Genomic DNA, 26,166 nt, shown 5'->3' on the forward strand with positions numbered 1-26,166 from the left:
AATATGGCTGATGTTGAACAAAAAGATACGGTTATCGTCGGAGGAGGCCCTGGTGGTTACGTTGCCGCTATCCGTGCCTCTGAATTAGGACAAAAGGTTACTCTGATTGAAAAGGGTGATCCCGGTTTAGGCGGTGTCTGCCTGAACGTTGGTTGTGTGCCTTCTAAGGCTTTGATTGCGGCTGGTCACCGGCTTCGTGAAGCCCGTGATGCTTCAACTTATGGTATTTCCAAGACCGATGCAACGATCGACTTCAAGAAGACCCAAGACTGGAAGCAGCACAAAGTTGTTGACCGGATGACTCGTGGTGTCAAGATGTTGCTCAAGAAGCACAAGGTTGAAGTTATCGATGGTGTTGCCATGATGGATAACGACCACCAACTTCGGGTTCTCAAGTCTGGTCCAAAGCAGTTTATGGACTTTGACGGTGGTAAGAAGATTACTTGGAAGAACCTGATCCTGGCAACTGGTTCACGTCCAGTTGAAATTCCTAACTTCAAGTTTGAAGGACGGGTCATTGATTCAACTGGTGGCCTGAATCTGCCAGAAATCCCAAAGGAACTAGTTGTCATCGGTGGTGGTTACATCGGGACTGAATTGGCTGGTGCTTACGCTGATCTCGGTTCACACGTAACGATCATTGAAGGAACTGATAGCATCCTTGGTGGCTTTGACAAAGACATGGTAAGTGTAGTTGTTAAGAACCTGAAGAAGAAGGGGATTGACATTATTACCAAAGCCATGGCCAAGAACTCCACTCAAGATGATTCTTCTGTCACGGTTACCTATGAAGTTGACGGCAAGGAAAACAGTATCAAGGCAGACTACTGCATGGTTTCTGTTGGTCGGAAGCCAAATACTGATAACTTTGCCCTCGATATGACGAGTGTTAAGCTCAACGATCACCATCAAGTGATCGTTGACAAGCAGGGTCGGACTAACGTGCCAGGTATCTGGGCAATTGGTGATATTGTTCCAGGTCCTGCCTTAGCCCACAAGGCCTTCTTTGAGGGTAAGACTGCTGCTGGAGCGATTGCCGGTAAGAACACCGCTAATGACTGGGTAGGGGTACCTGCTGTTTGCTTCGCTGACCCTGAACTGGCCCAAGTAGGGATGACCGCTGACGAAGCTAAGGAGAAGGGGATTGAGGTTGCTACCGCTAAGTTCCCATTTGCCGGGAACGCTCGTGCGGTATCACTCGATCAGCCTGATGGGTTTGTCCGGTTCACCTACACCAAGGACAAGAAGAATGTTGTTGGTGCTGAGGTCGTTGGACCAGAAGCAAGTACGTTGGCTGGTGAATTATCATTGATCGTCAACTGCGGGATGAATGTTGAGGATGTTTCCTTAACGATTCACCCACACCCAACCCTTAATGAGCCAATTCAAGAGGCTACTGACGTTGCGATGGGCTTCCCAACCCATATTTAAATAAGTTACTAACATCTTAATCAAATCCAAAAACACGTTGTCGATCATGGCAACGTGTTTTTGGTTTTAAAGGTAACGCTTGCTTAAGGGGAATTGTATAATAGGAATAAACAATTGATGAGGAGTGGTTAAATGCAAAGTCAGAATTATTCTTACCCGTTGAATCCTAACTGGTCAACGGCTGAGATGGAAACCGTGATCGCAATGCTTCGGGCTGTTGAGGATGCTTATGAGGTTGGGATCAGTCGTGAAAAATTGCTGAAACGTTACCAGGCCTTCAAACAAATTGTCAATTCTAAGGCTGAAGAGAAGCAAATTGGCCGCGACTTTACGCGTGAGTCCGGTTACGTTCTCTACCGGGTAGTCAAGCAGGCTCAGAATAGTAATGCACAGCGACTTAAGATGGTTGGCGATTAGTAATGTTAGAAGAAATTGATTTAAGAGTACAGAAGCTTATGCGGATGGTTAACCAACAGACTCTCCGCCACCTGGACGGTTCTTCTTATCGGGTGGCCACCAAGAGCAGCTACAACGATTTGGTGACCACAATCGACCGCCAAAACGAGCAGGCGATTGACCGTCAGTTGCGAGAAATTGATCCCGGCTGCCGGATTTTGAGTGAAGAGGGGTTCGGTGACCAGCAGATTAATGACTTAGCCGGTCATGTCTGGATTGTCGACCCCCTAGATGGTACCCTTAATTTTGTCAAACAGCATAATCACTTTGGGATCATGTTAGCCCTTTACGTTGACGGCTACCCAACTCTGGCCTACATTATGGATGCGGTTAACCAGGACCTTTATCATGGAGGTAATGGCTGGGGTGTCTTCAAGAATGATCAACGGCTGGCAGGTCCGATTAATGCTAACCTGCACGATAGCCTGATTGCTATTAGTAGTTCGCTAGTCCTCGATGACGTGGCTAACCTGGCTCAAGTGGCCCGCCAAGCGAGTGGCCTGCGAATGTATGGTAGCGCGGCGATGGAAATGATCGGTGTCCTGAATGGTGAGTTGGGTGCTTACGTTTCGCACTTAAAGCCCTGGGACCTTGCCGCAGGACGGGTCCTGGCCGAAGAATTGGGATTGACCGTTAAATCAATTGACGATAATGGAATAAGTGTGCTATCATCTAATCTTGTATTAGTAGCAACGAAGCGCGCGGGTCAGGATATCCTGGATCGCACCGATTAGTTGTCGAAGCTGTGACCGGTTTGTCACAGTTTTTTTATGAAATCAGTCGCTAACCAGTGTATACTAGTTAGGATGAACAGATTGAAACGAAAGGAAGAATTACGCTTTGAAAACTCGTGAGGACATTCGTAACATTGCGATCATTGCCCACGTTGACCATGGTAAGACGACCCTGGTTAACGAAATGCTGAAGCAGTCAGATACTTTACCGGAACACTTCAGCATCCAGGACCGGGCCATGGATACCAACGCCATTGAACGGGAACGTGGGATCACTATCCTGTCCAAGAACACGGCTGTCAAGTACGGCAAGTACCAGATTAATATCCTGGATACCCCAGGACACGCTGACTTCGGTGGTGAAGTTGAGCGGGTTATGAAGATGGTTGACGGGGTATTGCTGGTTGTTGATGCCTTTGAAGGGACCATGCCGCAGACCCGCTTTGTGCTGAAGAAGGCACTAGAACAACACTTGACCCCAATCGTGGTCATCAATAAGGTTGACCGGAAGGGTGCCCGTCCGGAAGAAGTTGTTGACGAAGTATTGGACCTCTTTATCGAGCTGGGTGCCGACGAAGACCAGCTGGACTTCCCGGTTGTTTACACTTCAGCCATGAATGGGACTTCCAGTTATGATTCTGATATTTCGACTCAGGAACACACGATGAAGCCGCTGTTCGATACCATCATCAAGACCATTCCGGCTCCGGTTGACAACTCCGATGAACCGCTTCAGTTCCAAGTTGCTATTCTGGACTACAATGACTTTGTTGGCCGAATTGGAATTGGCCGGGTCTTCCGGGGGAAGATCAAGGTCGGCGACAATGTTACTCTGATGAAGCTTGACGGGACCAAGAAGAATTTCCGGGTTACTAAGCTGTTCGGTTTCTTCGGTTTGAAGCGGTTGGAAATCAAGGAAGCCAAAGCTGGTGACTTGATTGCCGTTTCCGGGATGGAAGACATCAACGTTGGTGAAACGGTTACCGACCCTGACCATCCGGAAGCCCTGACCCCACTGCGGATTGATCCGCCGACACTGCGGATGACTTTCCGGACCAACGATTCACCATTTGCTGGTCGGGAAGGTAAATTCGTGACGGCTCGTCAGCTGGAAGATCGCTTGAAGCGTGAAATGCAGACCGATGTATCTCTCAAGGTTGACGACACAGATGACCCTGGTGCCTGGACCGTTTCCGGTCGTGGTGAACTGCACTTGTCCATTCTGATCGAAACCCTGCGTCGTGAGGGCTACGAACTGTCTGTATCTCGGCCAGAAGTTATCTACCGGGAAATTGACGGGACAATGTGTGAACCGTTTGAAGAGGTTCAGATCGATACTCCTGATGAATATACCGGGGCCGTTATCGACAGTCTTTCCAAGCGGAAGGGTGAGATGAAGAACATGGAGCCTGGTGAAAACGGCCAGACCCGTTTGATCTTCCTCGCACCATCACGTGGTTTGATCGGTTACTCTACTGAGTTCATGACCCAGACCCGTGGCTATGGGATCATGAGTCACACCTTTGAAAAGTATGCTCCAGTAATTAAGAACTGGAACCCTGGTCGGCAAAAGGGAACCTTAGTATCTATGAATGCTGGTAAGGCAACGACTTATGCCATGATGGGAATCGAAAGTCGTGGTCAACTCCTGATCGACCCAGGTACGGAGGTTTACGAAGGGATGATCGTTGGTGAAAACAGCCGTGAGAACGACATCACAGTTAACATCACCAAGGGTAAGAACCTGACCAACGTCCGGGCAGCCGGTTCTGATGAAATGGCTCATATTAAGACACCAACTCACTTCTCTCTTGAAGAATCACTTGAGTTCCTGAACGAAGACGAATACTGTGAAGTTACGCCGGAGAATATCCGCCTGCGTAAGAAGATCCTGAACACGAACGCTCGTGAAAAGGAAGCTAAGCGCCGTCGTGCCGCTTCACGCAAGTAAATATATTTAAGAAAACCCGAAAGGCACTGTGATGTCTTTCGGGTTTTGGTCATTATAATGCTATAATGAAAAAGATACTTTTAATTGAAGTAGGTGTAACTTCGTGAAAAAGATAAAGTTTCGGCCCCGTCGTGGGCTAGCTACAATTAAACAAAACTTCCATTTTTGGGACTATTACTTGATGGTTCCGTATCTCATTTTGTGCTTGCTTGGGATCGTGATGGTCTATTCATCGAGTGCGGCAATTCAGATGCAGAACGGTGGGACTCCCCAGGCTTACTTGCTCAAACAGAGCATCTACGTCGTTTTAGGAATTGCTGTTCTCCTATTCTGTGCCAATTACCCGCTTGCTCACTACCGTCACCGTCGTTTCCTTGAGTATTCAACCATTGGTATGGGGATCATGCTGGTGGTGGTCTTAGTACTTGGTAAAGCGGTCAACGGGGCCAAAGGTTGGTTAAATTTGGGGCCGATCAACATTCAACCGGTAGAATTTTGTAAGCTCTACTTTATCCTTTACCTGGCCGACCGGATGGCTCGAGCACGACAGCAGGGACAGCATTTCCTGCTTTCCAAGTTGTCACGGGGCCCGTTAGTGCTAGCTGCGGTGTATCTTGGCTTGATTTTTATTCAGCCGGACACGGGGGGCTTCGCGATCAACGCTTGTATTATTGCCGTGATGATCCTTGCCTGTGATATTCGCTGGGGGAAGGCAATTACTGCGGTGATTGGCTTTCCACTGGTGATCTACTTTGGCCTTCAGCTGGCGATCATTAATGGTTGGCTGCATGGTGGCTACCGAATTCAGCGATTTATTGCCTTCATGAATCCCTTTGGCAATGCCAGCGGATCCGGGAGCCAGCTGGTCAACTCTTATTATGCCATTAGTAATGGTGGTATCTTTGGTGTTGGTTTGGGAAACAGTGTCCAGAAGATGGGGTATCTGCCCGAACCCAATACTGACTTCATTATGGCGATCACTAGCGAGGAGCTCGGCTTGGTTGGGGTAATGGCGATTTTGATTCTCCTGCTGGTACTGATCTGTCGGATGATCCAGTTGGGAGTCAAGAGCCAGTCCCTCTATCAGAGCTTGATCTGCTACGGGTCAGCCACTTTTTTCACGATTGAGACTTTCTTCAACATCGGTGGTGTTTTAGGCTTGCTGCCGATTACCGGTGTGACCTTCCCCTTCATCAGCTACGGTGGTTCCAGTATGGTGGTTCTTTCGGCAACGGTGGGAATAGTCATTAACATTAGTATTCGCCAGAACAAGGATCAGCTGGCAGTCGGCGAACCATTTTTACCAACAGATTAGTAAGGATATGATAGGATGTTTAAGTTAACTGCTCGTCGGGCCCTGGTGGTGTACATCAACGGTAACCGGGTTGTCCGGACCCTTCACCACTACGGGACTGTACGCTATTTTTCCCGACGGATGCATTACGTGATTTTATACGTTGATCAAGATCAGATTGATACGGTAAAAAATAAGATCAGTCACCTGCGGGCGGTCCGCAGGGTGGAGGAGTCGGTGCGTCCGGACCTTGATCCGACCCTGACTGACTTAGAGATGACCGGACTGTATAAACTACATGATGAGGATGATAAGTAATGAGAGTAGTATCTGGCAAGTTTCGTGGCCGTAAACTAAATGCCGTACCTGGCATGGCAACCCGGCCAACGACCGACAAGGTGAAGGAGGCCCTCTTCAACATCATTGGGCCGTATTTCGACGGTGGGCAGAGTTTAGACCTATTTGCTGGTAGTGGGGGACTTAGCATTGAGGGAGTTTCCCGTGGAATTGACCATGCGGTTTTGATTGACCGTCAATATCAGGCAATCAAGACAATTCATCACAATATTGAGGTGACTAAGAATCCCAAACAGTTCTCAGTCTATAAAATGGACGCTCGAAAGGCCCTGGGGATGCTCGGTAAGCATCAGACTAAGTTTGACCTGGTCTATTTGGACCCGCCTTATGCCAAGCAGCAGATCATGCGGGACCTCGACCGAATGGTGACTGATGACCTGCTCAATGATGGAGCAGTGATCGTCGCTGAGACCAATCAGGCAGCCGACCTGCCAACCGAAGACCAGCCGAACTTTGCGTTTATTCGCCGGCAGACATATGGTATAACAGTACTAACCATTTACCGTTTTCGAAAGGAGTAGTTTTTATGAAAGTTGCTGTATTTCCCGGGACTTTTGACCCCTTGACACTGGGGCACCTGGATCTGATCAAACGGGGAAGTGCTCTTTTTGACCAGCTGGCCGTTGCTGTGATGACCAACAGCAGTAAGCAGCCGTTATTTACGGTTGAAGAGCGAATTGCCCAGATCAAGGAGGCAGTTGCCGGATTAGACAACGTCTCGGTGATCACGGCATCCGGATTGACCGTTGATTTAATGAACCGGATTGGGGCCGATTACCTGATGCGGGGACTGCGAAACAACACCGACTTCCAGTATGAGCGTGATATTGCTGCTATGAACAACTTTCTAGATGACCAATGTGAGACGATTTTCTTCCTGGCTAAGCCGGAATATCAGCATCTGTCGAGCAGTCTACTGAAGGAGGTTACCTCCAATGGGGGTGATATCTCCGCCTACTTACCGGCCAACATTAACGTGGCCCTGAAGAAGCGATTGAAAGAACGTCAATTGATGCGGGTAAAAGAACAGAATGAAAAAACAAGATAAACAAGTTCTTCGTTGGATAGGAACCATCCTCGCCCTGACCCTTTTTCTGGGCTGGTTTCTGTTCTGGCCACTAAACTCTTATGTTGAAGCACCGGGAAACGCCACTAACCTGCGTTCCTTTGTTCAGGTCAAGGATCATCCGGATCCGGGAAAGGGGAGCTTCATGATTACTTCGGTGGCCCTGCAGCGTGCTCATCCGGTTACCTATTTGGCTGCCAAAGCTGTTCCCTACCTTTCAATTGAGAAGGCTGACGATGTTACAGGCGGTCAGAGTGGAGCTACCTTCGACCGAGTCCAGCACTTTTATATGCAGAGTTCAATTAATGAAGCCATCGCAGTTGCCTTTCGGGCAGCCAATCAGCCGGTCACTCGAAAATATCTCGGTATCTATGTTCTTCAGGTTGAACCCAATTCAAAGTTCAAACGAGCGATTAGGGTAGGAGATACTATCACTAAGGTAGATGGCCATCACTTTAATACCGCCCAAGGTTTCCAGAAGTATATCGGTAAGCAGAAGGTTGGCTCGCCGCTGACTGTAACCTATGAACGCAACGGACGCCAGCACCAGGCAACCCGTCGTTTAGTTAGACTAACTGCTCACCGGGCCGGCATTGGTATTCTATTGACTAATAATATGAAGGTTAAAACCAAGGTGCCGGTAAAGGTAAATCCGGGACAATTAGGTGGTCCATCTGGTGGATTAATGTTTACTCTGCAGATTTATGAACAGATCAGTGGCCATGATCTCCAACGAGGCCGTAAGATTGCTGGGACCGGAACGATTGCTCCGAATGGTAGCGTTGGCGAGATTGGCGGAATTGACAAGAAGGTCATTGCCGCCCACCGGGCCGGTGCAACCATCTTTCTGGCGCCTTACATCAAGCCGACTAAGCTGGTCTTGAAGTATGAGGATGGTCACCAGACTAATTACCAGTTGGCTAAGAAGACAGCCAAGCGGTATGCGCCGGGAATGAAGGTTGTACCTGTAACCTCGTTTAAACAGGCAGTTCGTTATCTTGAACAAAATTAATACTAAATAATTTGGCAGCGACTCGTTCGCTGCTTTTTTAATTATTATCATGGAGAATAATTCTTGAAGAAATCTTGAAAATTTGATTTACAATTTAATAAATTCGTGGTACTTTTTATTTGAAAGTTTGATAATCGTTTATCAATTGATTTAGGAGGGGAACACCTTGCATTATAAAGAACATAAGAAAATGTACAAAGCTGGTAAAAAATGGATAGTAGCTGCCTTAGTATCAGTCAGTATGCTGACATGGGGTGGTATAACAGCAAATGCTGATAGTTCTACGACTCCTGTAGATACTAATTCAGAAGGTTCATGGGCGCTCAATACTGAGCGGCAGGCTGCTGGACAAATTGGTAGTGATAGCAAAATTATTGGTACCGAGAACACGTCATCTACTACTAATGTAACTCCTGAAACGGCAAATAAAGCCACAGAAAATAAAAATATAACTGTAAAAAAGTCAAACGGACAGACTGAAAATAATTTAACAAAAGATCAAAATGCCACTGTATCAAATTCAGAAACAGCGGCAACTGAGACGTCAACTACTAGTAAAAATACTAATAATGAAACTTATGCCAAGAATGACAAGGCTAAAAGTGAACAACCAGCTACTGCGCAGAACACTCAGTCGGTTAAGTTAAATGCTAAGGCCGCGGCGGTTGTTAAGAATGCAGGTATTGATCCAAGTAGTTTAACCTCTCAGCAAATAAAAGAACTCAATAAAATTAATTTCTCTAAATCTGCTAAGTCTGGTGCAAAGATGACCTATAAAGATCTTCAGGGAATTGGTGAAGCACTTATCAAGCAGGATGCGCGGTACGCAGTTCCATATTTTAATGCTAAGCAGATTCAGAATATGCCAGCTGCTCATACTCGTGATGCTCAGACAGGTCAAATTGCTGATTTAGATATTTGGGATTCGTGGCCTGTTCAGGATGCGGTAACCGGTTATGTTTCTAACTATAAGGGATACCAATTGGTTATTGCCATGATGGGGATTCCAAACGAAAATGATAATCATATTTACTTACTCTATAATAAGTACGGCGATAACGATTTTTCTCATTGGCGGAATGCGGGGTCAATCTTTGGGTATCATGAAACTCCAGATATTCAAGAATGGTCTGGCTCAGCGATTGTTAATAACGATGGTTCCATTCAACTTTTCTACACACTAAATGATACGTCTAATGGTAAAGTCAACGATCAACAATTGGCAACAGCAACGTTGAATTTAAATGTTGATGATAATGGTGTCGCTATTAAGAATGTAGAGAATAACCATGTCCTTTTCCAAGGTGATGGGACTAACTACCAGACATACCAAGAATTTATTAATGGCAGTGGAATGAAAAATGATGATTATTGCCTACGCGATGGTCATGTTGTCCAACTTGACAATGGTGATCGCTATCTTGTCTTTGAAGGGAATACGGGTAGTAAAAATTACCAAAGCGCAGATCAAATCTATGATTGGAGCAACTATGGTGGCGATGATGCCTTTAATATCAAGAGTTTCTTCAACTTCCTTGATAATAAGGATTCCTACAAGTTAGCTAGTCTTGCTAATGGTGCCTTGGGTATTTTGAAGTTAACTAAAGATCAAAAGTATCCGAAGGTAGACACCGTCTATTCACCACTAGTAACGTCTCTGATGGTAAGTGATGAGCTCGAAAGACCGGATATTGTTAAACTTGGTGACAAGTACTATCTCTTCTCGGCTATGCGGATTAACCGAGGTACTAACTTAAGATTAACAGCAAAGGATAACCAAGCAGTTGGAGATAACGTTGCAATGATTGGGTATGTCGCAGATAATCTTATGGGCACCTATAAGCCTTTGAATGGATCGGGTGTTGTTTTGACGGCATCTGTTCCAGCTAACTGGCGGACATCAACTTATTCATACTACGCTGTTCCTGTAAAAGGACATTCAGATCAAGTCTTAGTTACCTCGTATATGACCAATCGTGGCTTCTTAGCTGGTCCAGGGGAATACTCAACCTGGGCACCAAGCTTTTTGGTGCAGATTAATCCTGATAACACCACGATGGTCTTGGCTCGGATGACTAACCAGGGTGATTGGATCTGGGACAACACCAGTGAAAACAATAATATGGCTGGAGTCCTGGACAGGAATGCTGCTAATAGTGCTGCCCTGCCTGGTGAGTGGGGCAAGAGGATTAACTGGAACCTGATTAATGGTTATGGTCTGCGTCCACATGAACCAGCTGAACCAGATACACCAAACGTTCCAAATACGCCAAATACACCGAACACACCAAACGTTCCAGATATTCCGAACATACCAAATGTTCCAAATACACCGAACACGCCAAATACTCCAAGCACACCAAATGTTCCGAATACGCCGAACATTCCGAACACACCAAATGTTCCAAATACACCGGACACGCCAAATACTCCAAGCACACCGAACGTTCCGAATACGCCAAACAAGCCTAAGACTGAGTTACCGCAAACTGGTAATCAAGCTAATCATGCAGTAGCAGGGCTTGGCTTTGCAACATTGTTGGTAATGTTTGGTTTGGCAGGCATTAATAAGCGTCGTTACTAATTGACTTAGTTCAAAATACTCTTGCAAATTTGCAGGGGTATTTTTTCGTACCAAAGTGGTGAGTTCCCGTATTTAGTATATAGGAGGGGAGCTTAATGGAACGATTGAAGGAGATCTGGGAAAGCTATCGTTATCAGTTAATGATCCTGGCGGCTGTTTTAAGTCTAGTGGGAGCATGGCTGGTTAAACGTCCGGCAGCCGTGCCCGCCCAAACGGATCAGGCTCTGGCGATGAGCGCAACCAGCAGTATTGCAAATACGTCATCTGTAACTCGCAGCCAAGTCTGTGTTGACGTGAAAGGTGCCGTTAAGCATCCCGGAATCTATAAGCTCAAGAGTGGTGCCCGGGTGAATGAGGCGGTGGCCGCGGCTGGTGGGATCGTCGATAATGCTGATATGCGACAGGTTAATCTGGCAAAGCAGGTGGCTGATGCTGAGGTCGTCTATGTGCCGGTGAACGGGGAAACAATACCAGGAACTAGTACCGCTAGAATTGCCAGCGGAGGCGACACCACTGCAACCGGTGACGATGGGACAGCAACAGTCAACCTCAACACGGCAACCAAGGAGCAGCTCTGTCAAATTACCGGGATTGGCGACAAAAAGGCTGACTTAATCCTGCAGTACCGGGAGCAGCACGGGCAGTTTAAGTCGATTGATGAATTGAAGCAGGTCAGCGGTTTTGGAGACAAGTCGGTTGATAAGATTAGGGACCAGTTAGCAGTCTAGTTTTTGGTTCAGGTGGATTTTTGCTATACTATATCAGATAAGGGAGTGATGAAAGAATGGTAAAAAAGCGAATTGATTGGGATCAGTACTTCATGATCCAGGCGGCCCTGTTAGCCTCACGTAGTACCTGTAATCGCTTGTCAGTTGGGGCGGTGCTGGTTCGCGACAAGCGGATTATTGCTGGTGGTTACAATGGATCGGTAGCTGGTGACGAGCACTGTATTGACGCTGGCTGCTACCTACGGGATGGTCACTGTATGCGGACAATCCATGCCGAGATGAATGCTATCCTTCAGTGCGCTAAGTTTGGTATCTCGATGGACGGGGCTAGTCTGTACGTTACTGACTTTCCATGTCTTCAGTGTACGAAGAGTCTTCTCCAGGCCGGAATAAAGGAGATCAACTATATTCGCAACTACCATAATGATGATTATGCCATGAGGCTACTTAAGCTTAAAAACATCCACCTCCACCAAATTAAACTCGACGACAATATTCTTGATGAGGTTCGCCTGGGCCAGTACATTCAGCCCGAGCAATAGGAACAATTCGTCATTACTGGATATTTCCGGCTCTGATTGCAGGGACGGTGACCGTCGCCATATTAGGTCCCCAGCCAATATTTTGGCTGTTTGCCGCCTATTTTCTGCTTCGGGTCTGTTGCTTACGACAACCAGTGGTTCTTGTAACCTGCTGCTTGAGTCTGATAGTTGCCAGCGGAGTTTGTTACGTTAATCAATGTCAGACCAGTCAACGGACCGTTCCGGATCGGCACCCGGTTGCCCAACTGGTCAAAGTGTTACCTGACGATGTTAGAGTTCAGGAGGGTCTTATTACGGCTGTAGGCACCGATATCCAATCGCATACCCGGGAATGCCTGATTTTTAGTGCTCGCGATACCCGTTTACTTAATCGGTATAAACGACTTGATCGACCGACCGTTTGGCGGGTGACTGGGATGATCCAGCCGGTGATGCCAGCCACTAACGAGAATGAGTTTGACCTGCGTCGCTACTACCAGCAGCGGCGGGTTTTCAATCAAGTGAAGATTGATCAGCCCCCAGTGATTACCCCGATGGTGGGATGGACCATACGCGATCAGTGTCATTGCTGGCGCTGGCAATTGAGTAACTATTTTAGGCATATGCCGGAACCACTTGCTGGTTATTGCCAGCAGCTGATTATCGGTCAGAACGATCCAGCTACTGCGGATACCATGGCTAGCGTCAAGCGGCTGGGGATTATCCATCTCTTTTGTATCTCAGGAATGCATGTTGTTCTGCTGGTTGCGATCCTACGCTGGTTGGGAGTATACCTGTGGCTAGATCGGGAAGTAATCGACGGGATGCTGTTTCTGGTTCTGCCGATTTATCTGATCATCGCTGGAGGCGCGCCGAGCCTGATTCGGGCGGTAATCATGGCTGAAGCGGGACTACTACGGAATCTTCTGCACTTTGACCGCCTCGACGGTTGGGCAGTGAGTCTGCTTGCTGGTATTATCTGGCAGCCAGCTGTATTGCTTAGCCTGGGTGGGCAATTAAGCTATCTCTTGTCCTTTTTACTGCAGGTGATGGACCGCCAGCTGACGGCCCTGCGACAGAGCTTCTTGCTGAGTGTAGCTAGTCTACCGGCGATTCTGAGTTATGTTTTCGAATTTCATTGGCTCAGTCTGGTGCTCAGCTATCCAATGATTCCACTGTTTTCTTTTATCCTCTATCCATTGGTTTTGATCAGTGCGGGAACTTACTGGTTATTGCCAGAACTTACTGATCTGGTGAACCAGCTTTTCTTAGTTTTTCAGCGGTTGGTGGGTTTAGCAGCTACGTTACCGGGAGAGGTTGTTTTCGGTAAGCCACCGCTTTGGATGGCGGTGGGCTTGTTTTTATTGACTCTTTGGGTGATCAGTAGTCATCGACAACTTCAGCGGTGGGGACTTTTAATTTTGGCTTACTTAGCCTGCTTTTTGGTGATCCACCTGCCACTCAATGGTGAGGTGACCTTCGTTGATATTGGCCAGGGAGACTGCATTCTTATTCGGGAACCGTTCAATCGACGAGTAATGATGATCGATACCGGGGGCAAGCTGAATTTTGGTTCCCGGCGACCGGTTCCGGAGCACAATGTTGCAACCCGGACCAGTGTTAACTACCTGAAGAGCCGTGGAATTAACCATATTGATACTATCTACCTCAGTCATCGTGATGCCGACCATATTGGATATTTGCCAACAGTTCTAAAAACCATGCGGGTCAAACGGGTTGTGGTACCAGCGGGGATGGAGAAGCAACCCATCCTGATCCGGAAGGTGAGGGGCGTCGATCAGCCCCGCGTTATCCCGGTTACGGATCAGTCCCCGAGTATTGATCCAGGCATTAAGGTTCTTCACCCGTTTATGCCTGGTGAAGCTAAAAATGAGGATTCGATGGTGCTGACAGGTTGTTTTGGCGGTAGTCAGTTTGTTTTTACGGGTGATCTAGACCGGGCCGGTGAGCGCGCGGTTCTCGATCACTATCCGCAGTTGCACGCCGATGTCTTGAAGCTGGGGCACCACGGTAGTCGGACGGCCAGCGATGATCGTTTTCTTGACCAACTCCGTCCGCAGTGGGGGATCATTTCAGCAGGGCGGTTTAATCGTTACCATCATCCTAACGATGAGGTGGTGACCAATCTTCACCAACGACAAATTAAGGTTCTATCTACTCAGCAATATGGGATGATCAGGTACGTATATACACAGCAACGTGGTCTCTGGCAGACCACCCTTAAAGGAGGAGAACTAAAGTGGACATTACCGAACTGTCTCAACAACTAAAAAATGCGAGCCCAGCGCCGATCTATTTGGTGCTAGGGACGCAGCAAGCTTTGCAGCAACAGGCACTCGATCAATTTCTGGCTTTGATTCCGGATGCCGAGCAGGTGATGAACGTTGGGCGTTATGATATGGAGACCACCCCGGTTGCTACGGCCTTAGACGACGCAATGTCGGCACCCTTCTTTGGGGAACGTCGGTTAGTTGTGATCAATAAGCCTTACTTCCTCACTGGGGAGAAAAAGAGGGGGAAGGTTGAGCACGATCTTGATTCATTCAAGCGCTACCTGGCTAATCCCGAACTGACTACTACCATGGTTATTCTGGCTCCCTATGAAAAACTGGATGGGCGCAAGGGGATCGTCAAAACCCTTAAGAAGACTGCGGTCACTGTCAATGCGGCCCCGTTAAACGAACAGCAGGCTCGCCAGCAGGTGGTCGGGAGCTTGATGAGCGCAGGCTTTCAAATCGACCAAGCGGCAGTTGATGAACTGGTGCGGCGGACAAATGCTGACTATGGCCTGATGATCGCTAACCTGGATAAGCTGAAGATCCTGGCATACCAGGATAAGCACATCACTCAGCAACAGGTAGCAGCCCTGGTGCCCCAGTCACTTGACGAGAATGTCTTTGACCTGGTGACGGCAGTATTGCGGCATGACCAAGTTCGGGCCCTCAAACTCTACCATCAGTTGCTAGCTGGCCAGCAGCAGCCTTTACGGATCAACGCGGTCCTGGTAGGGCAGTTCCGCCTGTTGATCCAGCTGAAAGTATTGAGTCGACGGGGACTCAGCCAGGGAAACCTGGCGAAGCAGTTGAATGTACATCCATACCGGGTCAAACTAGGATTACGGACCACCCGTGGCTTCTCTTTACTAGCCCTAGAGAATGCTTATCTTGGTCTAGTGCGGATTGAACGGGCACTTAAGACGACCCAGCGTGATCCTTCTCTGTTGTTTCAGCTGTTTATGCTTCAATATTCCCATCAAGCTAAGGTGGCTAATTAAAAAATCGGCGTTGTGGCTGTTGTGCCATAACGCCGATTTGTATTTTAAACCAAAAAAACAGGCAAACATTATGTTTGCCTGTTTTTTAATCAGCGTCATTACTTGTTGTAACGAGCTGATAAACGTGACTTGTCACGTGCTGCCTTGTTGGCCTTGATGAGGCCCTTGGAGTGTGCACGGTCAATTGCTGAGATAGCATCCTTGTATAACTTTTCAAGGTCATCTTCACCAGCAAGCTTTGCCTTGTCGAACTTCTTGATAGCAGTCCGCATGTGGCTTAATTGTGAAGCGTTCTTAGCTTCAGCCTTGGCACTAGTTTTAACACGCTTAATTGCTGACTTGATAATTGGCATGAGTTTCACCTCCATTACCCGGTTATTCAGTTGACCAGAATTTTCAACGTTTTTCATTATACAAAAGACTGACGGGCAATGCAATAGTTTCGCCGGCATTCAGGTGGGATTTTGTTGAGTACTTGCAAGTAATAGTGGAATCGGTTATAGTATTAAAGGTTAATAAACCATTGCCTCTTCTCAGTTTAGCGATCCTCACCGACGCTATACTTAGAACTAGGCGCATTAATACATTTGAAAGGTGGGAAAATAGCATGGCTATTTCAAAGGAACGCAAGGATCAAATCATTAAGCAATTCGCAACACACGAAGGTGACACGGGTTCTACCCAGGTTCAAGTTGCTGTCTTAACTGCCGACATCAATGAACTGAATGAACACCTTCGGACTCACAAGCATGACTACCACTCACAACGTGGCCTGATGAAGAAGATTGGTCACCGTCGTAACCTTCTGGCTTACCTTCGGCGGACCGACCTTCCAGCTTACCGTGAATTAATTAAGGAACTGGGCCTTCGTCGTTAATTTCATTGTTATTCTGCGTCCTGACACCATTATGGTGTCGGGGCGTTTTTTATTATCATTCTATTCGGATTAGTTCCAATGACAACTTTGATTGTGGTAAGATATGAATAGCTAATCATGAACGAAATTAAAAACCTCGTCATTTAATTTGAATGATGGGTAGTTCAAAACTAAATAAAAGGAGATTACTCAATGAGTAACAGCATTAAGATTATTCCGTTTGGCGGGGTCCGCGAAAACGGTAAGAATATGTACGCAATTGAAGTTGACAAGCAGATCTTTATCCTGGATTGTGGGTTGAAATATCCAGAAAATGAACTGATGGGGATCGACGTGGTGATTCCAGATTGGGAATACCTCCGCGAACACAAGGACCGGATTGTGGGTGTCTTCTTAACCCACGGACACGCCGATTCAATAGGGGCACTTCCATATTTCTTGATGGACTTTAATGTGCCAGTCTTCGGAAGTGAAATGACGATTGCCCTGGCTAAGTTGGCTGTGAAGGGACACAAGGAGGTTAAAAAGTTCAACGACTTCCACGTGGTTGACGGCGCTACTGCCATTGACTTCAATGACGTTACAGTTTCTTTCTTTCAGACAACCCACACGATTCCTGAGACACTGGGCGTAGTGATTGAAACCGATGACGGCAACATTGTCTACACTGGAGACTTTAAGTTTGATCAGACAGCTACGAAAGGTTATCAGACTGATCTGGCCCGGCTTGCCGAAATCGGCTCTCAGGGGGTCCTTGCCTTGCTGAGTGACTCGGCAGGGGCTGGTATTACCGGGATCTCAGCCCGTGAGAAGGATATTGGTGAATACATCAAGGAAACTTTCAAGTACCAGGACGGGCGGATTATTGTGGCTAGTGTGGCCTCTAATATCATGCGGGTTCAACAGATTATCAATGCTGCTGTGGCGGTTGACCGCAAGCTGGTTTTGTCTGGCAAAGATATTGAGCAGATTATTAACACGGCGATGAGCCTGGGTAAATTAAAGCTGCCGAAGGGCCTCTTGATCAGTATGAAGGAGGCTGATAAACTGGATCCTAACCAGGTTATCATTCTTGAAACCGGGAAGATGGGAGAACCAATCAAGTCCCTTCAGCAAATTGCTAGTGGTGACAATCCAAAGCTGCATTTAACCGATAGTGACTTGGTCTTTGTCACTACGACCCCGTCCTATGCTCAGGAGACCGAGGTTCAAAAGACTAAGGACATGATCTACCGGACCGGTGCCGAAGTTAAGTTTATCTCAGATGATCTTAATCCATCTGGTCACGCCAATCAAAATGACGAGCAGTTAATGCTCAACTTCATGAAACCGCAGTACTTCATCCCAATTCAAGGGGAGTACCGCCTACTTGACCGTCATGCTGAGTTAGCTGAAGAGGTTGGTATTCCAGCAGACCATATTTTTATTGCTAATAAGGGAGATGTCCTTACCTATAAGAATGGCGAGTTCCATGTCGGCGAACACATCGACGTTGGCAACACGATGATTGATGGAACTGGAATTGGGGACATTGGCAACATTGTTCTCCGTGACCGGCGGGTTCTGTCCGAGGATGGAATCTTCGTGGTGGTTGCCACCATTGATCGGAAGAAAAAGAAGATTGTAGCCCAACCACAGATTACCTCACGGGGCTTTGTTTTCGTTAAGACCAATCGTCAGCTGATGAAGCAGAGTGCCGAACTGGTTGAAAAAGTTGTTCAAGAGAATTTGGACCAGAAGGAGTTTGACTGGAGTCACCTCAAGCAGGACGTCCGTGAAAAGCTGAACCGTTTCCTATTTGACCAAACCAAGCGTCATCCGGTTATTTTACCGGTGATCATGGAGATCAACCAGCACGCCAAGCGAAAGAGCAAGGGCAATGGCGAAGCCAAGAAGGGGACTAACCAAAAGGAAAAGAACCAGGGCCACCATCGTAGTGGCCGGGGTCGTGGTCGCAAGCATGAGAAGCAGGCTGCCAAGGCTAAGAAATAATACAATCACAGAAGTGCTCGTCAGGAGCGCTTTTTTGTTTACGAGGAGGCATGAATGATGAATGAACAACAAGTCAAGCGTTATCGCCAAGCTATGGAACTGATAAGGCAGGAGAAGTGGGGAGCGGCGGCTGAAGTTTTAAATGCCCTAGCTGAGGAGACCGCAGATCCGGCGGTAGCCCGTCAATTGGTTCGGGCTCTTGCTGCGGATCATCAGTACGTGCAGGCCCTGAGCAATGTTCTGGAGGCACCCGACCGTTTTGGCAACGACGTGGAAAGTGCCAAACTGGCGGTGCGGTTGTTGGTTCAGAACCAGCGCTTCATGTTGGCCCGACTCTTTATCGCCGACTGTTCAGCAGAATGGCAATCAGATCTGATGGTAATTGTTGTGGATGGTGAACACACAGCGCAAATTAAGTATCATCAGACTATTCACCAGCGACTGAAGGATTTCTACCATCTCGGTGATGGCAGTTTGATGGAACAGCGGCAGCGTCTGATGGAGGCATATGACCTCCCATTGACCAGCTTCCTTTTGGGGACCCGTTTTGTTCTCCGTGATCCTTTCGCTCATTACCTGATTAAGGCTGACATCATCGAAAGTCTGCGCCGAATTGAGGCTGACGTCCAGTTGAGTTACCTTTGGATCGATAACCAGGAATACCAGGTTAACCCGGCCAAACTGGTGGATCAGGATGAGTTAACGGCGATCAAAGCGGTTCGACAAGCAATTACAGAACAACTGGGCGACACTGACGCGATCCGTTATCAGATGGCTAATCAGCAGTTGGATCTGCAGTTGATGTTTCTATACCCACGGGCTGGGCAGGTGATCACCGATCCAGACAAGTGGGCAAGGGTTCTGATGGCAACCCTTGATGGTCAGCAGCTAGGGGATTCAACCCCCACAGAAAAGTGGCAGCGTTGCCTGATGACGCAGATTGCGACCCTGACACAAAATGAGCGGTAAAGTTTTTCTAATTTAAAAGAAAAACATCGGTAAATTTATTTACAAACGAGGGGATAGTTGATATTATATTTAAGAATTCTTCTTCAAGCCTTTGATATAAAGCTTTCAATTGGCGAAAAGAAGTAGTACAATATTCCCAAGGGTGTGTCAGTTGTTTTTCTGAAATAACTGACATTATACTTGTAAATTAACAGGAGGTTTTCATTAATGGCTGAAAAAGAACATTATGAACGTACAAAGCCCCATGTAAACATTGGTACTATTGGCCACGTTGACCATGGGAAGACTACTTTGACTGCTGCTATCACCAAGGTACTGGCAGCTAAGGGTCTGGCAAAGGAAGAAGACTACGCTGATATCGATGCCGCTCCAGAAGAAAAGGAACGTGGTATCACTATCAACACTGCCCACGTTGAATACGAAACTGAAAAGCGTCACTACGCACACATCGATGCGCCAGGTCACGCCGACTACGTTAAGAACATGATCACTGGTGCTGCACAAATGGATGGTGCTATCCTGGTTGTTGCTGCTACCGATGGTCCTATGCCACAAACTCGTGAACACATTCTTCTTGCTCGTCAGGTTGGTGTTAAGTACATCGTTGTATTCCTTAACAAGACCGACTTGGTTGACGATGATGAATTGGTTGACTTGGTTGAAATGGAAGTTCGTGACCTTCTGAACGAATACGATTTCCCTGGTGATGATGTTCCAGTTATCCGTGGTTCCGCTCTGAAGGCCCTTGAAGGTGACCCAGAACAAGAAAAGGTTATCCTTCACCTGATGGACGTTATCGATGACTACATCCCAACTCCAAAGCGTCCTACTGACAAGCCATTCATGATGCCTGTCGAAGACGTCTTCACTATTACTGGTCGTGGTACTGTTGCTTCTGGTCGTATCGACCGTGGTACTGTTAAGATCGGTGACGAAGTTGAAATCGTTGGTTTGACTGAAGATGTTCTGAAGTCAACGGTTACTGGTTTGGAAATGTTCCACAAGACGCTTGACCTTGGTGAAGCCGGGGATAACGTTGGTATCTTGCTTCGTGGTATTTCTCATGACCAAGTACAACGTGGTCAAGTTCTTGCAGAACCAGGTTCCATCCAAACTCACAAGAACTTCAAGGGTGAAGTTTATGTTATGACCAAGGAAGAAGGGGGCCGTCACACGCCATTCTTCTCCAACTACCGTCCACAATTCTACTTCCACACTACTGATGTTACTGGTACTATTGAATTGCCAGATGGTGTAGAAATGGTTATGCCAGGTGATAACGTAACGTTCACTGTTAACCTGCAAAAGCCAGTTGCCCTTGAAAAGGGTCTGAAGTTCACTATTCGTGAAGGTGGACACACTGTTGGTGCCGGTGTGGTATCAGAAGTGCTGGACTAATTTTCAATTAGGCTTTAGCAAAAGGAATTCGGCTTGCCGGATTCCTTTTTTGCTTTAAAAATTAATGATAAACCGTCCACGATACCAGGCAATTGGTTGCAATTGCGTGATAGCTACGGTAAACTAATAAAGTATGTAAAGACCAGCCTATTTAGCATGGGTTTGGCCTAAATTGATTTGTTATTGGAGGAAATAAAATGTCAGCAAAATGGGAACGCGATAGCGACGCCAGCAAAGGTACATTGACATTTGATATCGATGTCGACACTATTAAGAAGGGAATCGACGAAGCCTTCGTTGAAACCCGGAAGAAGATCACGGTACCCGGTTTCCGTAAGGGCCGTGTTCCACGCCAAATCTTCAACCAAATGTACGGTGAAGAATCTCTCTACCAAGACGCCTTGAACAAGGTTCTGCCCGATGCATATAGCGCTGCAGTTAAGGAAACGAAGATCCAACCGGTTGCTCAACCACAGATCGAAATTAAGAGCATGGAAAAGGGTCAACCTTGGACGCTGACCGCAACGGTTGACGTAATGCCAGAAGTAAAGCTGGGTGACTACAAGGGTATGGAAGTTCCTGAACAGGACACCACGGTTTCTGATGCTGACGTTGATTCAGAATTGGAAAAGAAGCGTCAACAACAAGCTGAACTGGTTCTTAAAGAAGACAAGCCAGCTGAAAAGGGTGACACGGTTGTTATCGACTACGAAGGTAGCGTTGATGGCAAGAAGTTCGACGGTGGCTCCGCTGATAATTACTCCCTTGAATTGGGCTCCGGTTCATTCATTCCTGGGTTTGAAGACCAACTAATCGGCCATAATTCTGGTGATGATGTTGATGTTAAGGTTACCTTCCCAGAGGATTACCATGCTAAGAACCTGGCTGGTAAGGACGCCGACTTCAAGGTTAAGATTCATGAAATCAAGGAAAAGCAACTGCCAGAATTGGATGATGACTTTGCCAAGGACGTTGACGAAGACGTTGATACCCTTGACGAATTGAAGGACAAGACTAAGAAGCAGCTGCAAGAGGATAAGGATAATCAAGCTAAGGCGGCTATTGAAGATGCTGCGATCGAAAAGGCAGTTGCTAATGCTGAAATCCAGGCTATTCCACAGGCAATGCTGGATGATGATACTAATCGTCAGATGCAACAATACCTTGCTGGTATGCAACAACAGGGGATCAGTCCACAAATGTACTTCCAAATCACTGGTACCAAGGAAGACGATTTGAAGAAGCAATTCGCTAACGATGCTGAGCAACGGGTTAAGACTAACCTGGTTCTGGAAGCCATCGTTGACGATGCAAAGCTGGAGGCCACTGACGACGAGATCAAGAAAGAAATCGCCGACTTGGCAAAGCAATACGGTATGAAGGAAGATGCCGTTGAAAAGGCACTGTCCAAGGACATGCTTTCTCATGACATCAAGATTAAGAAGGCCGTTGACTTAGTTGCTGATTCAGCAAAGCAGGTCAAGAAGGACGATAAGAAGTCTGATAAGTAAATTCTTGGTTTGCGTCACAGCTGAAGTGTCCAATCAATCGTGATTGATTGGACACTTTTTATTTGGCTGGGAACCACTTTATTCGAAATTAATGACTAATTTTGTTATGATTGTTTCAGAACTTTAGAGGAGGTTTCTTAATGTTTGAAGATACCAGTGGAATGGACTCAATTCACTGCTCGTTTTGTGGCAAGTCCCAAAACGAAGTGAAGAAGATCGTTGCCGGCCCAGGCGTGTACATCTGTAATGAATGTGTCGACCTCTGCAAACAGATTATTGACCAAGAACTGGCCGATGATCAGGCCGACGCGGAATTCCGGGTCCCAACCCCGGAGGAGATTGTCAAGGAACTGGACGACTATGTCATCGGCCAGAGCGACGCCAAGAAGACGCTGGCGGTAGCTGTCTACAATCATTACAAACGGGTCAATGCCATGATGAATGGTGACAACAATGACACTGAGCTGCAGAAGAGTAACATCGCGGTGATTGGGCCAACCGGATCTGGGAAGACCTACCTGGCCCAGTCACTGGCGCGGATTTTAAACGTGCCGTTTGCAATTGCTGACGCCACAACCCTTACTGAGGCCGGTTACGTCGGTGAAGACGTGGAAAATATCATCCTGAAGCTCCTGCAGGCTGCCAACTTCGATGTTGAGCGGGCTGAAAAGGGGATTATCTACATCGATGAAATCGATAAAATTGCCAAAAAGGCGGAGAACGTCTCAATCACCCGAGATGTCTCCGGTGAAGGGGTCCAACAGGCTCTGTTGAAGATCCTGGAGGGGACAATTGCCAACGTACCACCACAGGGCGGCCGGAAACATCCGCAACAGGAATTCATCCAGGTGGATACCAGCAATATCTTGTTTATTGTCGGTGGGGCCTTTGACGGGATTGAGACGATTGTCAAGGAGCGACTTGGCGAGAAGACGATTGGCTTCGGGACTGATTCCAATGAGGCCAATGACATCACCGAGAAGAATATCCTGCAGCATGTCATTCCTGAGGATCTACTTAAGTTTGGATTGATCCCTGAATTCATCGGTCGGTTACCTGTTATGACTGCCCTAGAGAAGCTAGATGAGCATGACCTGGTCCGGATCTTGACCGAGCCAAAGAACGCCCTGGTTAAGCAGTATCAGGAGCTGATTCGTCTGGATGGTAGCAAATTGACATTTACTGATGGCGCACTGCAGGCAATGGCCCAACAAGCGATTGCTCGCAATACCGGGGCTCGTGGTCTGCGCTCCATCATTGAAGGGGTCATGCGCGATGTTATGTTCGACCTGCCAAGCCGTGAGGACGTAGCTGAAGTAGTCATTGATAAGCGTTGTGTTACTAACCATAAGGAACCGCGCTACGTCATGAAGTCGGCCAAGATGGCAAAGTGAGGGCTGTCAGATGGAAGTTCATAATGTTAACCTGACTATCAGTGCGGTGGCCGCTGACCAGTACCCGAAGACCGATTACCCAGAAATCGCTCTGGTAGGTCGATCCAACGTTGGCAAGTCTTCACTGACCAATGTTCTGATCAACCGGCGAAACTTTGCCCATACCTCCAGTCAGCCGGGCAAGACCCAGACTCTGAACTTTTATGATGTCGAAGATCAGCTCTACTTTGTCGATGTGCCGGGTTATGGCTATGCCAAGGTCTCCAAGAAAGAGCGGGAACGATTCGGGCAGATGATTGAGCAGTACCTCACCCAACGTGACCAGCTGCGCGGGGTTATTCAGCTGGTCGATGCCCGCCATGTGCCGACGGCTGATGACGTTTCGATGTATGAATGGCTAGCTTATTACCGGATCCCAACTCTAGTGGTCGCAACTAAGTGTGACAAGGTTAAGTCCAATGTTTGGAATCGTCAGGAGAGCCAGATTCGCAAACGTCTGGGAATGACGGCCGATGATCCGCTCATCCTCTTCTCGGCGACTACCAAGCATGGTAAGGATCAGGTATGGCAATGGATTGAGAAACAGACGGGGATGAATTAAGTGGAGTTTAATGATTATCAAAAGGCGGCGAAGCGAACCCTTTACGGGAACGAACAGGTTTTAACCAATTGTGCGCTGGGTCTGGCCGGTGAGGCGGGCCAGGTGGTCGACTTGGTGAAGAATTATACCTTTCGTAGCAAGCAATTGGATCAACAGGAACTGATCCATGAGATGGGAGATGTTCTGTGGTACCTGTCGCAGATTGCGGAATGGGCTGACATCCCCTTCGATGAGGTTGCCAAGGCCAACATTGATGAGTTGAACCGGCGTTACCTAACCGGGTTCAAAAAGCAGAAATAAAAAATGCGGAAACGACCGCGCAATTTGCGCTGGCACTAGTGCCTGTCAAGTATACAGTTTAAATAGAAAAATAGTTTATGCGGCTTGAGCGCGGAATTTTTCCGCGGTCAAGCCGTTTTTGGATGTATAAGCTCGTTGAGTGTTGAAATATTTAATAGCTTCCTTTACTGATTGTTCTAATTCCGTCAATGTTTTAGGCCGCGAACGTTTGGCTAACCAAATAAGCTTAAAATCATTCCACCAGCGTTCCATCGGCGAGTTCTCCCAAGGATGGCCTGGGTGTGACATGCTGTGAATACAGTTTTGATCGGCTAAATAGTTATTGAAAGCCATTGAACAATATGCTGATCCGCGATCCGTATGGATCAGTGGATGGGCATCTGGTTCCACTTTGAAGGCACGCTCAAATACTTCAATTGCTGACATTGCTGTTTCTGTGGGTGAGATATTGTAGCTCAAAGCATAACGTCCATACAGGTCCAAAACCACATGCACGCGAGCCTTCTTTACCTGATCTATCCCGTACAGAACCTCTGTAGTATCGGTTACCCAAACTTCGTTCTTACTCTGACGATCGAATTGTTCATTGAGTAAATTGTCATTGATATATTCTTCATGGCGCTTAACGTGATTATGTTTCTTCTTCCGGACATTAGCTCTGATTCCATGGTTTCTCATACAATTAGTTACCCGCTTTAGTCCCGCCTTGAAACTTAGCTTATTTTCGAAAACTAACTGTGTTGTCATCGCTAGGTAGCCCAGTGTCCATTTGTGTTTCTCTTCTAGTTCTAAAATGGCCCTAAGTAGCTCTGACTGCTCGGCTTTATAGTTACTTGGTTTTCTGTAAAGCCACTTGTAATAGGCATCTCTAGTTATACCAGCGATCTGACACAAGGTACTAATTGGCCAGTCATGTTCTTGATTTAGTTCTTTGATGGCTTGTTGTTTGAGGAACCGTTCACCTCCCGATTGCGTATTTCCATTACTTTTTTTGAATAGGCATCTTCCATTTCTTTACGAAGAAGTTGGGCCTTTAATAATCGATTTTCGGCTTTTAGTCGATCAACTTCCGTCCATGCTTCCTTCGGCTTGGCTTTACCCCGCCGATCACGAAGTGATTGCGGGTCGTTACCACTTTTACGGTATTTTTGATACCAACCATAGACCTGTTGGTAACTAACATGATATTTATCCACTGCCCAGTTATAGTTAATATCATGTTTAATCAGTTCCTCAATTATCGATAATCGTTCTTCAAAAGTAGTTTTCCGTCCTGGCATAATTGAATCTCGCTTTCTTGGCGTATAAGCCTTCAGTTTTGATTCATTATACTGGATAATCCAACTTGATAGTTGCCAATCAGATTTTAAACCGTGTTTTAAGGCAAAATTTTCTAAAGAGTCCATTGATTGCTCAAATTCGACAACCAATTGTCGTTTGAATTCGATAGAATAATTCTTATTATGATGGGTATTTTCAAGCCCACCAATTCCTTGATATTGAAAGATTCGTTGCCATCTTCTGATGGTGTGAGCGTCCATACCAAATTTCTTAGCTACTTTTTCGGCAGACACTGCTTTAGTTTCATTGATAATACTTAATTTTTGCTGGAGTGAAAATTTTGATCTTCTTCCCATATAAAAATACCCTCTAAGTACAAGATGAGTTTTCTATTTCATCTGTATACTTAGAGGG

Annotated in this window: 25 protein-coding genes; 22 read left to right on the forward strand and 3 right to left on the reverse strand. The window is 46.9% G+C overall.

Features of this window, described 5'->3' with window-relative positions; translation table 11 throughout:
- Positions 1–3: 3 nt before the first annotated feature.
- From lpdA to holA, 14 genes are all read left to right on the forward strand, one after another.
- Positions 4–1,431 carry a dihydrolipoyl dehydrogenase gene (gene lpdA, locus CK797_RS07955; RefSeq protein WP_104689229.1) on the forward strand — a complete coding sequence of 476 codons (1,428 nt, stop codon included), beginning with the start codon at positions 4–6 and terminating at the stop codon, positions 1,429–1,431.
- 132 nt (positions 1,432–1,563) lie between these two features.
- Positions 1,564–1,848 (forward strand): UPF0223 family protein, encoded by a 285-nt coding sequence (locus CK797_RS07960; RefSeq protein WP_104689230.1) that lies wholly within the window; start codon positions 1,564–1,566, stop codon positions 1,846–1,848.
- Between the two features lie 2 nt (positions 1,849–1,850).
- Positions 1,851–2,621 (forward strand): inositol monophosphatase family protein, encoded by a 771-nt coding sequence (locus CK797_RS07965; protein WP_104689231.1) that lies wholly within the window; start codon positions 1,851–1,853, stop codon positions 2,619–2,621.
- Positions 2,622–2,727: 106 nt separating this feature from the next.
- Positions 2,728–4,572, forward strand: coding sequence for a translational GTPase TypA (gene typA, locus CK797_RS07970; RefSeq protein ID WP_104689232.1), 1,845 nt, complete (start codon positions 2,728–2,730; stop codon positions 4,570–4,572).
- A gap of 103 nt (positions 4,573–4,675) precedes the next feature.
- On the forward strand, positions 4,676–5,887 hold the full coding sequence (locus CK797_RS07975) for an FtsW/RodA/SpoVE family cell cycle protein (RefSeq protein ID WP_104689233.1): 1,212 nt from the start codon (positions 4,676–4,678) through the stop codon (positions 5,885–5,887).
- A gap of 15 nt (positions 5,888–5,902) precedes the next feature.
- The gene (locus tag CK797_RS07980) at positions 5,903–6,184 is read left to right on the forward strand and encodes a YlbG family protein (protein ID WP_104689234.1); all 282 of its coding nucleotides are present in this window, start codon (positions 5,903–5,905) and stop codon (positions 6,182–6,184) included.
- Positions 6,184–6,744, forward strand: a complete 561-nt coding sequence (rsmD, locus tag CK797_RS07985; protein WP_104689235.1) for a 16S rRNA (guanine(966)-N(2))-methyltransferase RsmD — start codon at positions 6,184–6,186, stop codon at positions 6,742–6,744. The genes CK797_RS07980 and rsmD overlap by 1 nt, the downstream gene beginning before the upstream one ends.
- Positions 6,745–6,749: 5 nt before the next feature.
- Entirely contained in the window at positions 6,750–7,271 is a 522-nt protein-coding gene (gene coaD, locus CK797_RS07990) for a pantetheine-phosphate adenylyltransferase (RefSeq protein ID WP_104689236.1), read from the forward strand.
- A complete protein-coding gene (locus tag CK797_RS07995) occupies positions 7,255–8,301 on the forward strand; it encodes a SepM family pheromone-processing serine protease (protein WP_104689237.1) in 1,047 nt (348 codons plus the stop codon). Before coaD ends, CK797_RS07995 begins: the two co-directional genes overlap by 17 nt.
- Before the next feature lie 166 nt (positions 8,302–8,467).
- Positions 8,468–10,885, forward strand: coding sequence for a glycoside hydrolase family 68 protein (locus tag CK797_RS08000; RefSeq protein ID WP_263851310.1), 2,418 nt, complete (start codon positions 8,468–8,470; stop codon positions 10,883–10,885).
- 95 nt (positions 10,886–10,980) lie between these two features.
- Complete coding sequence (locus CK797_RS08005; protein ID WP_104689238.1) at positions 10,981–11,613, forward strand: helix-hairpin-helix domain-containing protein; 633 nt, start codon at positions 10,981–10,983, stop codon at positions 11,611–11,613.
- 56 nt (positions 11,614–11,669) lie between these two features.
- Complete coding sequence (locus CK797_RS08010) at positions 11,670–12,155, forward strand: ComE operon protein 2 (RefSeq protein WP_104689239.1); 486 nt, start codon at positions 11,670–11,672, stop codon at positions 12,153–12,155.
- Positions 12,156–12,202: 47 nt separating this feature from the next.
- Positions 12,203–14,425 (forward strand): DNA internalization-related competence protein ComEC/Rec2, encoded by a 2,223-nt coding sequence (locus tag CK797_RS08015; RefSeq protein ID WP_225365045.1) that lies wholly within the window; start codon positions 12,203–12,205, stop codon positions 14,423–14,425.
- Positions 14,395–15,429 carry a DNA polymerase III subunit delta gene (holA, locus tag CK797_RS08020; RefSeq protein WP_104689241.1) on the forward strand — a complete coding sequence of 345 codons (1,035 nt, stop codon included), beginning with the start codon at positions 14,395–14,397 and terminating at the stop codon, positions 15,427–15,429. Before CK797_RS08015 ends, holA begins: the two co-directional genes overlap by 31 nt.
- A 98-nt stretch (positions 15,430–15,527) precedes the next feature.
- Here holA and rpsT read toward each other — a convergent pair whose 3' ends face one another.
- Positions 15,528–15,782: a 30S ribosomal protein S20 gene (rpsT, locus tag CK797_RS08025; protein WP_104689242.1), complete on the reverse strand. Its 255-nt coding sequence runs from the start codon at positions 15,780–15,782 to the stop codon at positions 15,528–15,530.
- A gap of 254 nt (positions 15,783–16,036) precedes the next feature.
- Here rpsT and rpsO point away from each other — a divergent pair, with 254 nt between their 5' ends.
- The 8 genes from rpsO to CK797_RS08065 all read left to right on the forward strand — a co-directional run bounded on the left by rpsO (position 16,037) and on the right by CK797_RS08065 (position 24,471).
- Positions 16,037–16,306 (forward strand): 30S ribosomal protein S15, encoded by a 270-nt coding sequence (gene rpsO, locus CK797_RS08030; protein ID WP_104689243.1) that lies wholly within the window; start codon positions 16,037–16,039, stop codon positions 16,304–16,306.
- Between the two features lie 192 nt (positions 16,307–16,498).
- Positions 16,499–18,298, forward strand: coding sequence for a ribonuclease J (locus CK797_RS08035; RefSeq protein ID WP_104689244.1), 1,800 nt, complete (start codon positions 16,499–16,501; stop codon positions 18,296–18,298).
- Positions 18,299–18,355: 57 nt separating this feature from the next.
- Complete coding sequence (locus tag CK797_RS08040) at positions 18,356–19,267, forward strand: hypothetical protein (protein WP_104689245.1); 912 nt, start codon at positions 18,356–18,358, stop codon at positions 19,265–19,267.
- Between the two features lie 207 nt (positions 19,268–19,474).
- Positions 19,475–20,665: an elongation factor Tu gene (gene tuf / locus CK797_RS08045; protein ID WP_104689246.1), complete on the forward strand. Its 1,191-nt coding sequence runs from the start codon at positions 19,475–19,477 to the stop codon at positions 20,663–20,665.
- Between the two features lie 197 nt (positions 20,666–20,862).
- Positions 20,863–22,176, forward strand: coding sequence for a trigger factor (gene tig / locus CK797_RS08050; RefSeq protein WP_104689247.1), 1,314 nt, complete (start codon positions 20,863–20,865; stop codon positions 22,174–22,176).
- A gap of 140 nt (positions 22,177–22,316) precedes the next feature.
- Positions 22,317–23,570 (forward strand): ATP-dependent Clp protease ATP-binding subunit ClpX, encoded by a 1,254-nt coding sequence (gene clpX / locus CK797_RS08055; protein WP_104689248.1) that lies wholly within the window; start codon positions 22,317–22,319, stop codon positions 23,568–23,570.
- 10 nt (positions 23,571–23,580) lie between these two features.
- Positions 23,581–24,171: a ribosome biogenesis GTP-binding protein YihA/YsxC gene (gene yihA, locus CK797_RS08060; protein ID WP_104689249.1), complete on the forward strand. Its 591-nt coding sequence runs from the start codon at positions 23,581–23,583 to the stop codon at positions 24,169–24,171.
- Positions 24,172–24,471 carry a nucleoside triphosphate pyrophosphohydrolase family protein gene (locus CK797_RS08065; protein ID WP_104689250.1) on the forward strand — a complete coding sequence of 100 codons (300 nt, stop codon included), beginning with the start codon at positions 24,172–24,174 and terminating at the stop codon, positions 24,469–24,471.
- A gap of 75 nt (positions 24,472–24,546) precedes the next feature.
- Here the strand turns inward: CK797_RS08065 and CK797_RS08070 are convergent, their stop codons facing one another.
- Complete coding sequence (locus tag CK797_RS08070) at positions 24,547–25,365, reverse strand: IS3 family transposase (protein WP_263851311.1); 819 nt, start codon at positions 25,363–25,365, stop codon at positions 24,547–24,549.
- A gap of 29 nt (positions 25,366–25,394) precedes the next feature.
- The gene (locus tag CK797_RS08075) at positions 25,395–26,108 is read right to left on the reverse strand and encodes a helix-turn-helix domain-containing protein (RefSeq protein ID WP_104689252.1); all 714 of its coding nucleotides are present in this window, start codon (positions 26,106–26,108) and stop codon (positions 25,395–25,397) included.
- Positions 26,109–26,166 lie beyond the last annotated feature (58 nt).

Origin of the sequence: Limosilactobacillus pontis (assembly GCF_002940945.1) — a bacterium.
In the GTDB taxonomy this organism is placed as follows: domain Bacteria; phylum Bacillota; class Bacilli; order Lactobacillales; family Lactobacillaceae; genus Limosilactobacillus; species Limosilactobacillus pontis_A.

Bases quoted from the DNA above. Each gene is read 5' to 3' on its own strand.
- lpdA (WP_104689229.1), top strand. From the start codon at position 4: ATGGCTGATGTTGAACAAAAAGATACGGTTATCGTCGGAGGAGGCCCT.
- CK797_RS07960 (WP_104689230.1), top strand. From the start codon at position 1,564: ATGCAAAGTCAGAATTATTCTTACCCGTTGAATCCTAACTGGTCAACG.
- CK797_RS07965 (WP_104689231.1), top strand. From the start codon at position 1,851: ATGTTAGAAGAAATTGATTTAAGAGTACAGAAGCTTATGCGGATGGTT.
- CK797_RS07980 (WP_104689234.1), top strand. From the start codon at position 5,903: ATGTTTAAGTTAACTGCTCGTCGGGCCCTGGTGGTGTACATCAACGGT.
- rsmD (WP_104689235.1), top strand. From the start codon at position 6,184: ATGAGAGTAGTATCTGGCAAGTTTCGTGGCCGTAAACTAAATGCCGTA.
- coaD (WP_104689236.1), top strand. From the start codon at position 6,750: ATGAAAGTTGCTGTATTTCCCGGGACTTTTGACCCCTTGACACTGGGG.
- CK797_RS07995 (WP_104689237.1), top strand. From the start codon at position 7,255: ATGAAAAAACAAGATAAACAAGTTCTTCGTTGGATAGGAACCATCCTC.
- CK797_RS08005 (WP_104689238.1), top strand. From the start codon at position 10,981: ATGGAACGATTGAAGGAGATCTGGGAAAGCTATCGTTATCAGTTAATG.
- CK797_RS08010 (WP_104689239.1), top strand. From the start codon at position 11,670: ATGGTAAAAAAGCGAATTGATTGGGATCAGTACTTCATGATCCAGGCG.
- rpsT (WP_104689242.1), bottom strand. From the start codon at position 15,782: ATGCCAATTATCAAGTCAGCAATTAAGCGTGTTAAAACTAGTGCCAAG.
- rpsO (WP_104689243.1), top strand. From the start codon at position 16,037: ATGGCTATTTCAAAGGAACGCAAGGATCAAATCATTAAGCAATTCGCA.
- CK797_RS08035 (WP_104689244.1), top strand. From the start codon at position 16,499: ATGAGTAACAGCATTAAGATTATTCCGTTTGGCGGGGTCCGCGAAAAC.
- CK797_RS08040 (WP_104689245.1), top strand. From the start codon at position 18,356: ATGAATGAACAACAAGTCAAGCGTTATCGCCAAGCTATGGAACTGATA.
- tuf (WP_104689246.1), top strand. From the start codon at position 19,475: ATGGCTGAAAAAGAACATTATGAACGTACAAAGCCCCATGTAAACATT.
- tig (WP_104689247.1), top strand. From the start codon at position 20,863: ATGTCAGCAAAATGGGAACGCGATAGCGACGCCAGCAAAGGTACATTG.
- clpX (WP_104689248.1), top strand. From the start codon at position 22,317: ATGTTTGAAGATACCAGTGGAATGGACTCAATTCACTGCTCGTTTTGT.
- yihA (WP_104689249.1), top strand. From the start codon at position 23,581: ATGGAAGTTCATAATGTTAACCTGACTATCAGTGCGGTGGCCGCTGAC.
- CK797_RS08075 (WP_104689252.1), bottom strand. From the start codon at position 26,108: ATGGGAAGAAGATCAAAATTTTCACTCCAGCAAAAATTAAGTATTATC.